Raw genomic sequence first — 16,346 nt, forward strand, 5'->3', positions numbered from 1 at the left:
TAACTCACTAAAAATATATTATAGCAGTTATATATTTTTTGGTAAATTAATATACTTAACATTGTAAACATTATATAAGGAGAATCCTATGAAAAAAACAATAAGAGATATTCTTATTACTTTTTCACTAATTTTACTATGCTTTAGTCTTCAAAGCTTTTTAACCATAAAAGAATTCAATTCGGATTCAGTGATTAAAAACATAGGTTACTTATCTTCTGATACTTTTAAAGGTAGACTCCCTGGAACCTTTGAAAATAAACAAACTGCAGAATTCATAAAAAATACATTTAATAATAATGGATTAACCCCTTATAATAAAACTTATTTTCATAACTTTTATTGTTATTATCCTATGAAAATCTCTGGAAATCCTTATCTTAAAGTTATAAATTCTAAAAATGAAATAATAAAAGAATACTCCTACGGCAAAGATTTTAAAGAAGATATGCTTAATTTTAGAGAAAATAAATTTACTTTTAGTAAAGATAGTCAAGTAGTTCAAGCTAAAAATGTAATTCAAATTAAAAATGGTAACAATATTTTTATTATATATTCTCCAGAAAACAATAAATTAAACTTTAGAAGTTCCTTTATGAAGGATGATATATGTAACATGTATATAATGGTAACACAAGATGTCTTGAAAGATTTAAAACGAAACATAAACATAGGATATAAAATTAGTTGTTTTATACCTTATACAGTACAAAAAGCATTAATTCCTAACGTAGTATCTTGTATAAAAGGAGTAGACTCTAGTAAACCTCCTCTTATATTGTCTGCACATTTTGATCATTTAGGGCAAGATTTAAAGGGAACTATGTACCCTGGAGCCCTGGATAATGCTTCTGGTACATGTTTTTTATTAGAATTAAGTAAATATATAAAATCCCTAGGTACGCCTAATAGAGATATAATTTTTGTAGCCTTTAATGCTGAAGAGTTTGGATGTATTGGTTCAAAGGTCTTTGCTGAAAGATTTTACAATAAAATAAAAGATAGTACTGTTATAAATTTTGACATGATAGGTGGAAATCAATCAGTTCCCTTATGCATTATGGGTTCTGATAAAGATAATGCAAACACTCCTCTTATAAAAGATACCTCTTATAGATGCAGTAGTGAACATATAAATTTTAATTATATGTTTGAAGATGCTAGCGATCACTGCTCCTTTAGATCAAAAAATATAAAAGCTATAACATTTTGTGATAATGATATTTCCAAAATACACACCCCTAGTGATAGGGTAGAATTTATAAATAAAAATTCTATAAATAGATGTTATAAGGTAGTAAGCAAGCAAATAGTGGACTATGGATTTTCCAGTAATTTATTCCTTATTTACTATAAAGAATTTTCTATATTATCTATAGTATCTCTAATTTTAATTTTAAGACCGAAACATAAAGCAAATTAAAAGTACTTTTATAAAAGCAATTAAATCAGATTTTAGCTTCTAAATTTAATTGCTTTTATACTTATATTTCACCATTAATATATTATTTTTCTATTAAAAACATCCCTTTAAATATTCCATTATAAAATCATCGATATCTCCATCCATTACTGCAGATACATTTCCTGTTTCTATTCCAGTCCTATGATCTTTTACTAAATTATATGGATGAAATACATAAGATCTTATTTGACTTCCCCAACCCATATCTTTTAATTCACCTGTTAAATCCTCAATTTTTTCTTTATGAGCTCTCTCCTTTAACTCCACTAACTTTGATTTTAAAACTTTCATAGCTGTTTCCCTATTAGTATGCTGACTTCTTTCACTTTGACACTGTACTATAATACCTGTAGGTATATGAGTAATTCTAACAGCAGATTCTGTCTTATTTACATGCTGTCCCCCAGCGCCCCCAGATCTATAAGTGTCTATTTTTAAATCGTCATTTTTAATTTCTATTTCCTGTTCATCTGTAAGTTCTGGAAGCACTTCTATAGATGCAAAGGATGTTTGTCTCTTTCCATTAGAATTAAAGGGAGATATTCTTACTAATCTATGCACACCTTTTTCTCCCTTTAAATAGCCATAAGCAAATTCCCCTACTACTTTCAAGGTCACACTCTTTATTCCTGCATCTTCAGCTTCAAGTAAATCCATTATTTTAACCTTGAAACCTTCCTTTTCTGCCCATCTTGTATACATTCTAAAAAGCATTTCCGTCCAATCTTGGGCATCCGTACCTCCAACACCTGAATGCAGTGTCATAATAGCATCATTTCTATCATACTCGCCAGATAAAAGTGTTTCTATTTTAAATCTTTCTATTTCCTTTTTTAATTTATGGTGTTCTGCTATAATTTCTTTAATCATGGATCTATCTTCTTCTTCTAAAGACATAGTACATAATATTAAAAGATCTTCTGTTTGAGTTCTCAACTGTTCAAACTTATTTAATTTATCCTTTAAGTATTTCTCTTCAGTAGTTATTTTTTGAGCTAAACTTATATTGTCCCAAAAATTTGGTTCTCCCATTTTATTTTGGAGTTCGGATATTCTATTTTTTATACTCCCTATGTCAAAGTGACTCCCTTATTTCTATTAAAGTTTTATCAAACTCCTTAACTTCATCAATAAGCTCTTGAATTTCAATTATCATATATTCACCTCTTAATATAAAATTAATGACACAAAAACCAGAAACTAATAATTGCTCTACATTAGTTTCTGGTACTTTTATTATTTAATTAAGCATTTCTTCCGCAACAGTTCTTATACTTTTTGCCACTTCCGCATGGACAAGGATCATTTCTACCTATTCTATTTTCTTTTCTTACAGGTTCTTGTTTAACAACTCCATCGTTATCATAGTTAGTTGAAGTTTCTTTAGCAACTTTTTCTCTTTCTGGTGCTCTTTCAACTTCTACATGAAATAAGTATCTAACTGTATCTACCTTTATATTATAAATCATTTCATCAAACATTTGGCTTCCTTCAAATTGGTAAGCTTGAACTGGATCTTGTTGTTTGTAAGCTCTAAGTCCTATTCCTTGTTTTAAGTGATCCATATTGTCTATATGATCCATCCATTTAGTATCAACTACTCTAAGTAATATGACTCTCTCTATTTCCCTCATTTGTTCTGAACCAATATGTTTTTCTTTTTCATCATATAACTTTATAGTTATATCTAGTAGCTTTTCTTTTATCTCCTCATCAGATAACTTTGATAGTTCTTCCACTGTTACACTATCTTTTGGTAAGTATAAGTCTTCTAAGTAACTAACAAGATTATTTAGCTCTTGTTCAAACTCTTCTTCTAATCCTGAAACATGTGATGCAACTGAAGTGTAAATTAAATCCTTCATCATTGCCATAATCTGATCTCTTAAATCTTCACCTTCTAATACTTCAGTTCTTTGTTTATATATAATTTCTCTTTGTTTATTAATTACATCATCATATTGAAGTAAAGTTTTTCTTATATCAAAGTTATTTCCTTCTACTTTCTTTTGAGCACTTTCTATAGCTGAACTTACCATTTTACTTTCTATTGCTTCATCATCACCAAGTCCTATCTTTTCTACTACTCCTTGTATCTTTTCTGATCCAAATATCCTCATTAAATCATCTTCTAAAGATACATAAAATCTAGATTCACCAGGATCTCCTTGACGACCTGAACGCCCTCTTAACTGGTTATCTATTCTTCTAGATTCATGTCTTTCAGTACCTATAATAATAAGTCCTCCAGCTTGCTCTGCTTTACCAGTTAATTTAATGTCTGTACCACGACCTGCCATATTCGTAGCTATAGTAACCATGCCATATTCTCCTGCATAAGATACAATTTCTGCTTCTCTTTCATGGAATTTAGCATTTAATACTTGATGGGGTATTCCTTTTTTCTTAAGCATAGAAGATAACAATTCTGATTTTTCTATACTAACTGTACCTACTAATACTGGTTGACCTTTCTTATGTCTTTCTACAATTTCTGAAACTATAGCTTTAAATTTACCTTTTTCTGTTTTATAAACTAAATCTGGTTGGTCAATTCTTATCATAGGTTTATGCGTAGGAACAACTATTACATCTAATCCATATATCTCTCTAAATTCATTTTCTTCTGTTTGAGCTGTTCCTGTCATACCAGATAGCTTGTTATACATTCTAAAATAATTTTGGTATGTTATTGTAGCTAAAGTTTTTGATTCTCTTTCAACTTTTACCCCTTCTTTAGCTTCTATGGCTTGGTGAAGACCATCACTATATCTTCTGCCTTCCATAGCCCTTCCTGTAAATTCATCTACTATAAGGACTTCTCCTTCTTTAACCATATAATCTTTATCTTTTTTCATCATATAGTTAGCTTTTAAAGCTTGAACTACATGATGTTGAATTTCCATGTTTTCCGGATCTGCATAGTTTTCTAATTTAAAAAAGTCCTCTGCTTTTTCTACACCGCTATCTGTAAGTATTACTGAATTGGCCTTTTCATCTACGGTAAAATGTTCCTCTTGTTTTAATGACTTAGCAAAATAATCTGCTACTTTATAGAATTCAGTGGATTTTTCTCCCTGACCTGATATTATAAGAGGTGTTCTTGCTTCATCGATTAATATAGAGTCCACTTCATCAATTATACAGAAATTTAATTTTCTTTGAACTCTTTCTTCTTTATAAACTACCATGTTATCTCTTAAATAATCAAATCCAAACTCGCTGTTTGTTCCATAAGTTATATCTGCTGCATATGCTTCTTGTCTTTGTTCACTAGTTAAATTATGTAAAATAACCCCAGACTTTAATCCTAAAAATTCATATACTGGTGCCATTAAATCTCTATCTCTTTTTGCCAAATAATCATTAACAGTAACTATATGTACGCCTTTTCCTGTTAATGCATTTAAATATGCTGGTAAAGTTGCAACTAAAGTTTTTCCTTCACCAGTTTTCATTTCTGCAATTCTTCCTTGATGAAGAACTATTCCTCCCATAAGTTGTTCTCTATAATGCTTAAGACCAATAGTTCTATAAGCAGCTTCTCTTGCTAAAGCAAAAGCTTCTGGTAATATACTATCAATACTCTCCCCATTTTGTAATCTATCTTTAAATTCTTGAGTTTTAGTATGAAAATCTTCATCTTTTAATTTTTGAGTTTGTTCATCTAAAGACTCTATTTTGTCTACTATTGGAATTACTCTTTTCAATTCTCTTTCACTATATGTACCAAATAGTTTATCAAAAAGCTTCATATTTTTCATCCTCACTATATTAAATTATTTAATTTCTAATCTTTTAAATTATATCATTTAAACATACCCTATTCAACTTTTATATATTATTATTATGTAAATTTTGTAAAAGTATTTCCTAAAAATTAGTATTTCCATCTTACCAAAATTAATACAGCATACTCATATGAGTATGCTGTATTGTATATTTAAATTTTTAAAATTCAGGTTCTATTAAACCATAGTTACCATCTTTTCTTTTATAAACTACATTTACCTCTCCATCACTTGCATTCTTATATACAAAAAAGTTATGTCCTAAAAGTTCCATCTGAAGCACTGCTTCTTCCGAAGACATTGGCTTCATTGCAAATCTTTTGGTTTTCACTATCTTTGAATCATTATATTCATCTTTATCTGAGTAATCTGGTATATACTGAAATCTCAATGAACTGTTATGCATTTTCTTTTCAAGTCTTGTTTTTTGTTTTCTAATTTGTCTTTCTAGTTTATCTACAACTAAATCAATTGAAGCATACATATCATCTGTTGATTCTTCACCTCTTAATATTACCCCATTAAATGGAATAGTAACTTCTATAACATGTTGATTTTTGTGTACACTTAATGTAGCTGTTGCTGCTACATCAGGGTTGAAAAATTTTTCAAGTTTCAATAGCTTTCTTTCTACCGTTTCCTTTAAAGCGTTAGTCACCTGAATATTTTTACCTATTACTGTTATTTTCATTCTTCAGCCCCTCTTTCTATTATCCCTTATGGGATTTTATATAAATTTTTATCTGTATATGTTTATATTTTATGTTTAAATTTTATATTTATTATTTATATTCTAATACTATTATTTTAAAATTACAATATGTTTTTTTAGAATTTACAAAATATTAAGTTTTTTATAATAGTTATTAACTAATAAGGTTTAAGAAATGTCTTTTATAAAAAAGGCTTACAGATTACTCTATAAGCCTTTTTTATAATTAAAGTTAGTTGACCTGGTTTTTGACCCCACACTCGCCTGCTGGAACTTTTGCTACCCGGATTTAACCTCTCACTATTAATTCTCTCGCCTTTAAGGCGGCAGGACTTACTTCTAAGCCGCACCATGCTCATTAAATATTTTATTTAACTTACGTGGATCGTTTTGCCTGCGACTGGCATCGACTTTCAACCACAAACCTAACTTTTCTATATTTAAATTATACATTACTTTTAGCCGCAGTCAATATATAAATATTTTTAGCCCCACTTTTTTTTATTTTACTAGCACAATAAAATACTGTAGCTCCTGTAGTTAAAACATCATCTATTAACAATATATTTTTATTGTAAAGTTTATTGTTATTTATTACATTAAAGCTATCTTTTACATTTTCCCATCTTTCTATAGTACTTAATCCTATTTGATCCTTAGTTTTTTTAACTTTATATAGACATGAAATCATAGGTATATGAATTTTATCACTTATAACTTTAGATAGATATTCACTTTGATTATATCCTCTTTTTTTATAAGCTTCCTTACCAGATGGTACAAAGGTTATATAATCAAAATCTAATTTCTCATTTAATATTTTATCTATCATAATATTACCTATTACTTCTCCAGCACCAAAATCTGATTTATATTTAAGCCTTAATATAAGTTCTACCATAACTCCTGAATAATACGTGCTAGGATAAGCTGCAAAAGTCATTTCTTCCTTATCTATAGTTAAAGAGTCATTGCAATATCTAATATTTTTTTTACAAACATTACATATTAATTCTTCTCTTGTATACTCATCGCATATGATGCATTTATCCTCATAAGGATATATAACTTCCTTAATACAATTTAAAACATACCTTATATACTTAATAATCCCATTTTCCATGCTTCCTTATTAAAATTAACAGTAATATTCCTAGCCTTTTCCATGTCCTTTGTTTCAGTATTAGCTAAAAATATCACTTCTCCTCTAAAATCATATTCACCTCTTCCCACTGTACTACAAAGATATGTAAGTTTTTTATAATGAAAATCTTCTCTATCCGCACTATACACTATTAAATCTGTGTCTTTAAATCTACAAAAATCATTTCTGTAATAATTAGTTATTATTATGCCTTTTTTCATTTTCATAAAATTGTTTATAGTTTTACTACTTTTATGATCATTGTCTAAAATTATGTTAACGTTTATTTTCTTATTGTAATTATTTAAATAACTATATAGATTTTCACTTAAATCATAAAATGGAGTATAAATTAAAATTTTTCTTTTTGATTGAATAGACCATTGAATATAGTCATATATAATAAATGGCATATCTTTATTTAAATTTATCCTGGTTAACATTATTCTAGGCTCAATCATAGGAATCTTATTCCATCTTAAAGGTATATATATGGTTCTATTAAATTTAAATAAACTTTCAATAGAATATATTATTCCTTTTCCTGATTTTTTTAATCTTAGTTCAATTATCTCTTTAATTTCTTTATTATTATAATTTGAAAAACTACTTATATCATCATATATAACTAAATCAAATTTTTCTTTTAAATTATTGGCTACTTTAAAATTAGCTATTTTAAATTTTGAACTTATATTCAAATCACTACTTCTGATATAAGAATATTGCCTAAATGTGGTACTTTTTTTTATATGGTTTATTATATTTATATTATTTTCGTTTTCATTAGTTATATATAATACATTATTACCAAATAATATACATTCTAATATAGTCTTTATAAAAAATTCACAAGTGTTATATGGAACAGATACAACATTTAGTAACTTTCTGTTACTATTATACCAATTTAATATATAATCACTAAATTCGTTAATTTCATCAATTCCATTATAATTTTTAAGCAGTATCATAGCTACTCTCCTTTATATAAAACAGTATCTAATTCTCTATAATAATATCGTTATCTAGAACATTACATATACGCCATTTTAATAAGGAATATCTTTCAAAAGATCTATCATTATTAACCATAAAACTAATAGCTTTTAAATTTCCTACTAAAACTACTAATTTTTTAGCTCTAGTTATACCTGTATATAATAAATTTCTATTCATTAATAACGGTGGACCCATAAACATAGGTATAATAACTACAGGAAATTCACTTCCCTGACTTTTGTGTATAGTTATAGCATAAGCTAAATCTAATTCATCTAAATACATCTTATCATATATTACTTTTTTCTCATCATCAAATATTACAGATACTGTAGCCTTATCTTCATCTATGCTTTCTATAAATCCTACATCACCATTAAATATTCCTACACCTTCATCTTCTCCCGAACCTGCAATCCGAGTCCATTTTAATGAATAGTTATTTTTTATTTGCATTACTTTATCTCCCACTCTAAAAATACAATTTTTAAATTCTATTTCATGTTTAAATTTAGCCTTAGGATTTAATACTTCTTGTAACTTTCCATTTAAGTTATCTACTCCTAAAACACCCTTTCTCATAGGAGATAATATTTGTATGTGATTCATTTTATCCCAATTCTTATTAAACTTGGGTAACCTTCTATTTATTAAATCTATTAATGTTTTTTCAATATTATTAGGTTTATCAGATTCTAAAAAGTAAAAATCTTTTCCCTTTTTATTTAGTCTTGGCATTTTACCTTCATTTATTTCATGCGCATTTACTATAATCATACTTTCTTTTGATTGTCTAAATATTTCTTTTAGCCTAACTACCTTAATACATTTACTTTCTATTAAATCTCTTAAAACATTTCCTGGTCCTACTGATGGTAATTGATCTACATCTCCTACTATTATCAACCTCGTACCTTGAGATATAGCCTTCAGCAAGTTATTCATTAATATTATATCTATCATAGACGCCTCATCAACTATCAATACATCACATTCTAGAGGAGTATTTTCATCTTTTGAAAATATCATATCTGTATCTTCCCCAACTCCCATTTCTAGTAATCTATGTATAGTTTTAGATTCTCTACCTGTAGCCTCAGACATTCTTTTTGCCGCTCTTCCTGTAGGTGCTGCCATAAATACAGTCTTGTTATTTTTTTCAAATATATCTGTTATACAATTAATAATAGTGGTTTTCCCTGTACCAGGTCCTCCTGTTATTATTTCAATACTATTTTCAAAGGCGCCCTCTATAGCTTCTTTTTGAGAACATGCAAAATTTATACCATTTTCTTTTTCAAATAATTCTATTTCTTCTCCTACATTAATATTTATATCATCATATATTGATAAGCCTAGTGTAATAACTTTTTTTGTAACTCCTAATTCACAATAATAGTAAGGTAATGTAAATATGCACTTTTTGCCCTCCACTACTTCTACCTTTAACTTTTCATCTGTTACACAAGAATATAAATTATTATCTATTTCCTCCTCACCTATAGATAATATACGTTCTGCCTCTTTATTTAGTTTATCTAAAGGCATATATGTATTACCCATAGCACAAAATTGATTTATTACATATTTTATGCCACTTTGTATTCTAAAAGGCGATTTGGGGTCTATACCCAAACTTCTTGCTATTTTATCTGCTGTTTTAAACCCTATACCTGCTATTTCTTCTGTTAAGGTATACGGATTTTCTTTTACTATATTTACTGAATTTTCTCCATATCTTTTATATATTTTCATACATTGGCCTGGGGTTATTCCATAGTTTTGAAAAAACATCATTATATTTCTTGCTTCTCTTTGCTTACTATAAGATTCTTGTATAGTTGCTACCTTTTTGTCCCCTATACCCTCTATTTCTTTTAGTCTTTCTATATTATTATCTAATATATCTAATGTTTCTTTCCCAAATCTTCCTACTATTTTTTTTGCAGTTACAGGTCCTATACCAGATATTATACCTGACGCTAAATATCTTTCTATTCCTAATGTAGTATCTGGGACTAATTCCTCACAACTTTCAATTTTAAATTGATCTCCAAACTGAGGATGCACTACCCACTTTCCCTCTAATCTTAAATTTTGCCCTTCCATGATGTATGGTATAAATCCAACTATAGTAACCAAAACATTCTTATCTTTAATTCTTGCTACTACATAACCATTATCATCATTTTGAAAAACAATATCTTCTACAATTCCCTGCAATTCCTGCATAAAACCTCTCCTAATTCTTTTTTCTTAAATTATATCATATTATATTTCATATTAATCATTTTACTAATATTTCTATAAAACACAAAAAGGAACTGGATATATTTAAAATCCACTTCCTCTTTATTATTTATTATAAATACTTCTTAATCTCTTTAACTTTATTTAAATTTTCCCAAGGAATATTGATATCTGTTCTTCCGAAATGTCCATAAGCTGCCACTTGCTTGTATATAGGTCTTCTTAAATCTAAATCCCTAATAATAGCACCTGGTCTTAAATCGAATACCTTTTTTACTATATCCACTATTTTTTCTTCAGTAATTTTACCTGTTCCAAAAGTTTCTACGGTAATTGAAACTGGTTGAGCTACTCCTATAGCATAAGCTAATTGAACTTCTAACTTATCTGCTACCCCTGCAGCTACTAAGTTTTTAGCTACCCACCTTGCAGCATAAGCAGCAGATCTATCTACCTTTGTTGGATCTTTACCAGAGAATGCTCCACCACCGTGTCTTCCATATCCGCCATAAGTATCTACTATTATTTTTCTTCCTGTTAATCCAGAATCTCCTTGAGGTCCACCTATAACAAATCTTCCAGTTGGATTTATATAATATTTTGTATTCTCATCTAAAAGTTCTTTAGGAACTACTGCTTTTATTACATGTTCTTTAATATCTTTTTCTATTTGTTCTTGTTCTACGTGAACACCATGTTGAGTTGAAACCACTATAGCATCTATTCTAACTGGCTTGTCATTATCATATTCCACTGTTACTTGAGTTTTTCCATCTGGTCTTAAATATTTTAAAGTACCATCTTTTCTAACCTCAGATAATCTTCTTGATAATCTATGAGCCATAGCTATTGGTAAAGGCATATATTCTGGAGTTTCATTAGTAGCAAATCCAAACATCATACCTTGATCTCCAGCACCTACAGCTTCCAATTTTTCCATTTCACCTTTTTTAGATTCTAAAGCCTCATCTACACCCATAGCAATATCTGATGATTGTTCATCAATAGATGTAATTACTGAACAAGTCTCACAATCAAATCCATATTTTGCTCTATCGTATCCGATTTCTTTTACAGTTTCTCTAACTAACTTTGGTATGTCCACATAACAATTTGTGGATATTTCCCCCATTACCATTACCATTCCAGTAGTTACAGCTGTTTCACAAGCGACTCTACCATGAGGATCCTTAGCTAATATAGCATCTAATACCGCATCTGAAATCTGATCACATATTTTATCTGGATGTCCTTCCGTAACTGATTCAGATGTAAATAATCTTTTCATATATTTCCCTCCATTCTATTTTTACCATATAAAAAACCCCTTCAATAAGAAGAGGTTAATATCTAACTTCTCTCTTATCTTGCAGAATATACTGCAGGAATTGGCACCTTAGCGATAATTCACTGGTTGCCGGGTTTCATAGGGCCCTTTTCCCTCCACCTCTCTTGATAAGAGTCTTTATTAATTTAATTATGTAATATATATGAATGATATCATAGTAAAATTTTTGTGTCAACAATTTTTACATTAGTTTATATTTTAATAAATTATAAACATAAAAGTACCTTTACTTATATAAGTAAAGGTATTTGGTGGAGGAAGACGGATTCGAACCATCGAAGCGAAACGCAACAGATTTACAGTCTGCCCCCTTTGGCCACTCGGGAACTCCTCCACATCTGGAGCTGGCAATAGGACTTGAACCTACAACCTGCTGATTACAAGTCAGCTGCTCTGCCAATTGAGCCATGCCAGCATATATAAAATTTTAATACAATGGTGGGCACAACAGGGCTCGAACCTGTGACCCCCTGCTTGTAAGGCAGATGCTCTCCCAGCTGAGCTATGCGCCCTTAAATAAGTTAATGGTGGAGGAGGACGGATTCGAACCATCGAAGCGAAACGCAACAGATTTACAGTCTGCCCCCTTTAGCCACTCGGGAACTCCTCCACATCTGGAGCTGGCAATAGGACTTGAACCTACAACCTGCTGATTACAAGTCAGCTGCTCTGCCAATTGAGCCATGCCAGCACAATTCATTTAATTTATTGTCTTATCGACAAGAAATAGTATATATGTTTATCAATATAATTTCAAATGTCATTATATGCTATAATTTAAATTTATATTTAAATTTCTTTATATTACTCATTATATCTTAACATTACATAGATACGTATTTATTATTACAACTTATACCTCTTTATTTATATATTCCATTATATTATAATTTTATTTATATATTATGAAAGTTATATTGGAGGATTATATATGCAAAAACTTTTAAGTAAATTAAGAAGAGCCGTTCAAGATTTTAATTTAATAGAGGATGGGGATAAAATCGCAGTTGGTTTATCTGGTGGTAAAGATAGTATTACATTAGTTCACTTACTTAAAAACTACCAAAGATTTTCTCCACAAAAGTTTGATTTAGTTGCAATTACATTAGATCCAGGCACTGGAGCTGATTTTTCTTCTATGAAGAAAATGTGTGAAGAAATTGATGTTCCTTTCTATATTTATGATACTAATATAAAAGAAATTGTTTTTGATCTAAGAAAAGAAAAGAATCCCTGTTCATTATGTGCTAATTTAAGAAGAGGAGCCCTAAATGATTATGCTGGAAGATTGGGTTGCAATAAAATAGCCTTAGGTCATCATAAAAACGATGCTATAGAAACATTATTAATGTCTATGTTATACGAAGGTAGAATAAATTGTTTTTCTCCTAAAACTTATTTAAGTAGAAGCAATGTAACTATCATAAGACCTATGATTTATATTGACGAAAGAGAAATTAAAAGTTTAGTAAAGAGGTATGACTTTAATATAGTTGAAAATCCTTGTCCTGCTAATGGAAATACTAAAAGACAGTATATGAAAGAACTTACATACAATTTAGAAAAAGACATTCCTAAAGTAAAAGATAGGCTTCTTAGTTGCTTAACCAATACCGATCAATTAAATATATGGTTTAAAGAAGATAAAGAATAATTTGTTTATTTTTTTTAATATTTGCTTGAAACCCCTCATATAAATTATTATAAAGGAGGGGATACAAAATGAATAAAATAAAAGCCTATTATAAGGATCTTCTATCTTACTATAAAATAGCCAACTTTTTAAAAGAATACATAAATAAAGATTCTATAATAGTATGTATTGGAACAGATAGATGTATAGGAGATTCTTTAGGCCCTATAGTTGGTAGTATGTTAAAACACAAAAACTTTCCTTTAAATGTTTATGGTACTGTAGATCATCCTATTCATGCATTAAACATTAAGGAAAAGTTAATTCAAATAAAAAGTTTACATCCTAAAAGTAACATATTAGCTATAGATGCCTGTTTAGGTGATAAAAATAGTATTGGTGAAATACAAGCAAGGGATTATCCTGTACATCCTGGTAAAGGGGTAGGAAAATCTCTTCCCGATGTTGGTGAAATATCAATAGTTGGTATAGTAGATTCTAACCAAAATACTGATCTATTTAATAATACAAATATTAGATTAAGTTTAGTTACAAATATGGCTAAAACTATAACAGACTCTCTCCTACATTGTTTTTATATGATAAATGAATAAAAAGGACTAAAAATAGTCCTTTTAAAACAACTAAAAATTTATTCAACTAAATTTAGTCCATCTCCTGATGATGATATTCCCATCTTATCTAAATAGTCTAACACCTTTCCAGTTCCTTCTGCCACACAAGAAACTGAATTTTCGGCTATATGTACTGGAACCTTTGTTACATTTTCTATAAGATCACTAAGTCCATTTAGTAACGCTCCCCCTCCAGTCATAACTATACCCTTGTCCGCTATATCTGCTGACAATTCAGGCGGAGTTCTTTCTAAAACGGAATGAGCAAGATCAGCTATTGCATTAACAGTTTCTTGTAATGCTTCTCTCATTTCACCCGAAGTAACAGTTAAATTTTTAGGAAGACCTGTTACTAAATCTCTTCCCCTAATTTCCATAGAAATAGGCTCTTTGTTTTGGAATGCTGATCCTACATTAATTTTTAGATCTTCTGCGGTTCTTTCTCCTATCATAAGTTTATGTTTTTTTCTTATGTATTTTATAATTGCCTCATCAAACTTGTCTCCTGCCATCTTAATTGAGGATCTAACTACTATTCCGCCTAATGAAATAACAGCTATGTCAGTAGTTCCTCCTCCTATATCTATTACCATGCTTCCACTGGCTTTTGTTATATCTAAATCTGCACCAATAGCTGCTGCTAAAGGTTCCTCTATTAAAAATACCTTTTTAGCTCCAGCATTTTTAGCAGCGTCTATGACTGCCCTTTTTTCCACTTCTGTTGCTTCACAAGGAATACATATAACTACTCTTGGTGCAGACATTTTTTTCTTTCCACAAGCTTTACTAATAAAATAATTTAACATTTTTTCAGTAATATCATAATTAGAAATTACTCCATCCCTCATAGGACGAATGGCTACTATATTTCCTGGAGTTCTTCCTATCATTTGTCTAGCTTCTTCACCAACTGCTAGTACTTTATTTTTATTTTTATCTATAGCTACAACGGATGGCTCATTTAGTATAACTCCCTTACCCTTGATGTACACAAGTACCGTAGCCGTACCTAAGTCAATTCCCATATCAGTTCCTACACTAAAAAACATTGATATATCCACTCCTACTCTTATTGAGTTATAATAAACTTTAAGTTTATTAAAAACATAAATTTTAAATCATCTATTCTCATTATAATAGGAATGTTTTTAACCTTCAATAGCTTTATATTTCATTTTGGTAGCTCTGCCACCTCTTATATGTCTTTCTGCTTTATTGTATTCTAATATTATCTTTGCTTCTTGAGCAATTTGAGGATTTATTTTAGGTAATCTTTCTGTCATATCTTTGTGTATAGTACTTTTACTTACCCCAAAAACTTTAGCAGTTTTTCTTATAGTAGCTTTAGATTCTATAATATATTTAGCAACTTCAAGAACTCTTTCTTCAATGTAATCTTTCAAATTGCTACTACCTCCTTAATTCTTTTATAGTTATAAATATGCGTATATAAATGATTAAATTCATTTGTGTTAAGCCATTTTCTGCTTAAAAAGCAGAAAATGGCATGAAACTAATATTTTATATACTTAGAAGGATTTATGTAGTTATTTCCCTTCATAACTGCAAAATGTAAATGATCTCCATACTTCTCATAAGCTGATCTTAAAGTAGTTTTACCTATACATCCTATTGGATCACCCTTTTTAATTTGTTGACCCTTAGATACCTTTACTTTAGGATCTAAATTTGCATATATAGTTTTTAATCCGTTTTGGTGATTAACAATTATTTGAACACCATCTTGGCTTGAAGTAACTACATCTTCTACCTTTCCATCTGCTACTGAAAATACAGGCTTTCCTAAACTAGTTTTTATATCTATTCCTAGATTAGATCTATAACTTGATGTAGAATTCCAAAATACTGGATCTTCTGAATACACCCTAGCCAAAGTTCCTTCTACTGGTTTTATAAAATTAGTATCTTGTGTTTTTGAAACTTTAGCAGTCTCCTGTTTTTTATCATCTTTCTTTTCAGTTTCTTTTTTGTTATCTTCTTTCTTTACCTCAAGTGCATTATCATAATTTTTTTGTGTATGATCTACAGCTTGCGCTGAGTCTTTATTACTACGATTTTCTACTACCTTATTATTGATAGGATTCTTCTTTGCTTGCTTACTATTTTTTAATGTAAGTGTAGCTACCGTAGCTACTATACAAAGGCAAAGAAATAAGATTACGTAAAACCCCTCCCTTCTAAAAAAATTTGAATTTTTATTAGATGGTTTCTTTTCCATATGAACACCTCCATCTTTAGTTTGTCCAGTGAATAACAAAAAATACATTTTCATCAATAAAATAGTTCTCTCTTTTATATTAAATTTCTACATTTTGTGCTCTTTAAAAAATAAAATTCTTTATAAA

Annotated in this window: 13 protein-coding genes, 5 tRNA genes and 1 riboswitch; of the genes, 3 read left to right on the plus strand and 15 right to left on the minus strand. The window is 29.3% G+C overall.

Translation table 11 applies throughout. The annotated features are described in order from the left end of the window. Positions 1–88: 88 nt before the first annotated feature. Positions 89–1,423 carry a M28 family metallopeptidase gene (locus tag BN1711_RS11540; RefSeq protein ID WP_050608296.1) on the plus strand — a complete coding sequence of 445 codons (1,335 nt, stop codon included), beginning with the start codon at positions 89–91 and terminating at the stop codon, positions 1,421–1,423. Positions 1,424–1,516: 93 nt separating this feature from the next. Here the strand turns inward: BN1711_RS11540 and prfB are convergent. The 12 genes from prfB to BN1711_RS11600 form a co-directional block, all read right to left on the minus strand. Beyond that, a protein-coding gene (gene prfB / locus BN1711_RS11545) for a peptide chain release factor 2 (RefSeq protein WP_187367292.1) occupies positions 1,517–2,621 on the minus strand; the annotation gives its coding sequence in 2 pieces (ribosomal slippage) (positions 1,517–2,542 and positions 2,544–2,621; 1,104 coding nt in all). An 88-nt stretch (positions 2,622–2,709) separates the two neighbouring features. Further along, a complete protein-coding gene (gene secA, locus BN1711_RS11550) occupies positions 2,710–5,220 on the minus strand; it encodes a preprotein translocase subunit SecA (protein WP_050608298.1) in 2,511 nt (836 codons plus the stop codon). Between the two features lie 196 nt (positions 5,221–5,416). Next, positions 5,417–5,947 carry a ribosome hibernation-promoting factor, HPF/YfiA family gene (gene hpf, locus BN1711_RS11555; RefSeq protein ID WP_050608299.1) on the minus strand — a complete coding sequence of 177 codons (531 nt, stop codon included), beginning with the start codon at positions 5,945–5,947 and terminating at the stop codon, positions 5,417–5,419. Positions 5,948–6,413: 466 nt separating this feature from the next. Next, positions 6,414–7,091 carry a ComF family protein gene (locus BN1711_RS11560; protein WP_050608300.1) on the minus strand — a complete coding sequence of 226 codons (678 nt, stop codon included), beginning with the start codon at positions 7,089–7,091 and terminating at the stop codon, positions 6,414–6,416. Then, positions 7,064–8,086, minus strand: coding sequence for a hypothetical protein (locus tag BN1711_RS11565; RefSeq protein ID WP_050608301.1), 1,023 nt, complete (start codon positions 8,084–8,086; stop codon positions 7,064–7,066). Before BN1711_RS11565 ends, BN1711_RS11560 begins: the two co-directional genes overlap by 28 nt. Positions 8,087–8,114: 28 nt before the next feature. After that, entirely contained in the window at positions 8,115–10,346 is a 2,232-nt protein-coding gene (gene recD2 / locus BN1711_RS11570) for an SF1B family DNA helicase RecD2 (protein ID WP_050608302.1), read from the minus strand. 130 nt (positions 10,347–10,476) lie between these two features. Further along, entirely contained in the window at positions 10,477–11,652 is a 1,176-nt protein-coding gene (gene metK, locus BN1711_RS11575) for a methionine adenosyltransferase (RefSeq protein WP_050608303.1), read from the minus strand. A 71-nt stretch (positions 11,653–11,723) separates the two neighbouring features. Continuing rightward, positions 11,724–11,826: riboswitch (SAM riboswitch) on the minus strand. 135 nt (positions 11,827–11,961) lie between these two features. Continuing rightward, positions 11,962–12,046 (minus strand) — tRNA-Tyr (locus BN1711_RS11580). A 5-nt stretch (positions 12,047–12,051) separates the two neighbouring features. Next, positions 12,052–12,127: transfer RNA gene (locus BN1711_RS11585), tRNA-Thr, on the minus strand. 21 nt (positions 12,128–12,148) lie between these two features. Beyond that, positions 12,149–12,224, minus strand: a tRNA-Val gene (locus tag BN1711_RS11590). Positions 12,225–12,237: 13 nt separating this feature from the next. Beyond that, positions 12,238–12,322, minus strand: a tRNA-Tyr gene (locus tag BN1711_RS11595). Positions 12,323–12,327: 5 nt separating this feature from the next. Beyond that, a tRNA-Thr gene (locus tag BN1711_RS11600) sits at positions 12,328–12,403 on the minus strand. Positions 12,404–12,643: 240 nt separating this feature from the next. Here BN1711_RS11600 and BN1711_RS11605 point away from each other — a divergent pair. Together BN1711_RS11605 and yyaC are read left to right on the plus strand one after the other, a co-directional pair. Beyond that, on the plus strand, positions 12,644–13,366 hold the full coding sequence (locus tag BN1711_RS11605) for a tRNA 2-thiocytidine biosynthesis TtcA family protein (protein WP_050608304.1): 723 nt from the start codon (positions 12,644–12,646) through the stop codon (positions 13,364–13,366). Positions 13,367–13,434: 68 nt separating this feature from the next. Then, positions 13,435–13,959 (plus strand): spore protease YyaC, encoded by a 525-nt coding sequence (yyaC, locus tag BN1711_RS11610; RefSeq protein ID WP_050608305.1) that lies wholly within the window; start codon positions 13,435–13,437, stop codon positions 13,957–13,959. A gap of 38 nt (positions 13,960–13,997) precedes the next feature. Here yyaC and mreB read toward each other — a convergent pair whose 3' ends face one another. The 3 genes from mreB to BN1711_RS11625 form a co-directional block, all read right to left on the minus strand. Next, positions 13,998–15,029, minus strand: coding sequence for a rod shape-determining protein (gene mreB / locus BN1711_RS11615; protein ID WP_050608306.1), 1,032 nt, complete (start codon positions 15,027–15,029; stop codon positions 13,998–14,000). A 99-nt stretch (positions 15,030–15,128) separates the two neighbouring features. Beyond that, positions 15,129–15,383, minus strand: coding sequence for a sporulation transcriptional regulator SpoIIID (spoIIID, locus tag BN1711_RS11620; protein ID WP_050608307.1), 255 nt, complete (start codon positions 15,381–15,383; stop codon positions 15,129–15,131). Between the two features lie 110 nt (positions 15,384–15,493). Further along, a complete protein-coding gene (locus BN1711_RS11625) occupies positions 15,494–16,219 on the minus strand; it encodes a M23 family metallopeptidase (RefSeq protein ID WP_050608308.1) in 726 nt (241 codons plus the stop codon). Positions 16,220–16,346: the final 127 nt, after the last annotated feature.

The sequence above is a fragment of the Clostridium niameyense genome, from assembly GCF_001243045.1.
Classification (GTDB): domain Bacteria; phylum Bacillota; class Clostridia; order Clostridiales; family Clostridiaceae; genus Clostridium_F; species Clostridium_F niameyense.

Coding starts and splice junctions, on each gene's coding strand:
- BN1711_RS11540 (WP_050608296.1), top strand. CDS start 89: ATGAAAAAAACAATAAGAGATATTCTTATTACTTTTTCACTAATTTTA.
- secA (WP_050608298.1), bottom strand. CDS start 5,220: ATGAAGCTTTTTGATAAACTATTTGGTACATATAGTGAAAGAGAATTG.
- hpf (WP_050608299.1), bottom strand. CDS start 5,947: ATGAAAATAACAGTAATAGGTAAAAATATTCAGGTGACTAACGCTTTA.
- BN1711_RS11560 (WP_050608300.1), bottom strand. CDS start 7,091: ATGGAAAATGGGATTATTAAGTATATAAGGTATGTTTTAAATTGTATT.
- BN1711_RS11565 (WP_050608301.1), bottom strand. CDS start 8,086: ATGATACTGCTTAAAAATTATAATGGAATTGATGAAATTAACGAATTT.
- recD2 (WP_050608302.1), bottom strand. CDS start 10,346: ATGCAGGAATTGCAGGGAATTGTAGAAGATATTGTTTTTCAAAATGAT.
- metK (WP_050608303.1), bottom strand. CDS start 11,652: ATGAAAAGATTATTTACATCTGAATCAGTTACGGAAGGACATCCAGAT.
- BN1711_RS11605 (WP_050608304.1), top strand. CDS start 12,644: ATGCAAAAACTTTTAAGTAAATTAAGAAGAGCCGTTCAAGATTTTAAT.
- yyaC (WP_050608305.1), top strand. CDS start 13,435: ATGAATAAAATAAAAGCCTATTATAAGGATCTTCTATCTTACTATAAA.
- mreB (WP_050608306.1), bottom strand. CDS start 15,029: ATGTTTTTTAGTGTAGGAACTGATATGGGAATTGACTTAGGTACGGCT.
- BN1711_RS11625 (WP_050608308.1), bottom strand. CDS start 16,219: ATGGAAAAGAAACCATCTAATAAAAATTCAAATTTTTTTAGAAGGGAG.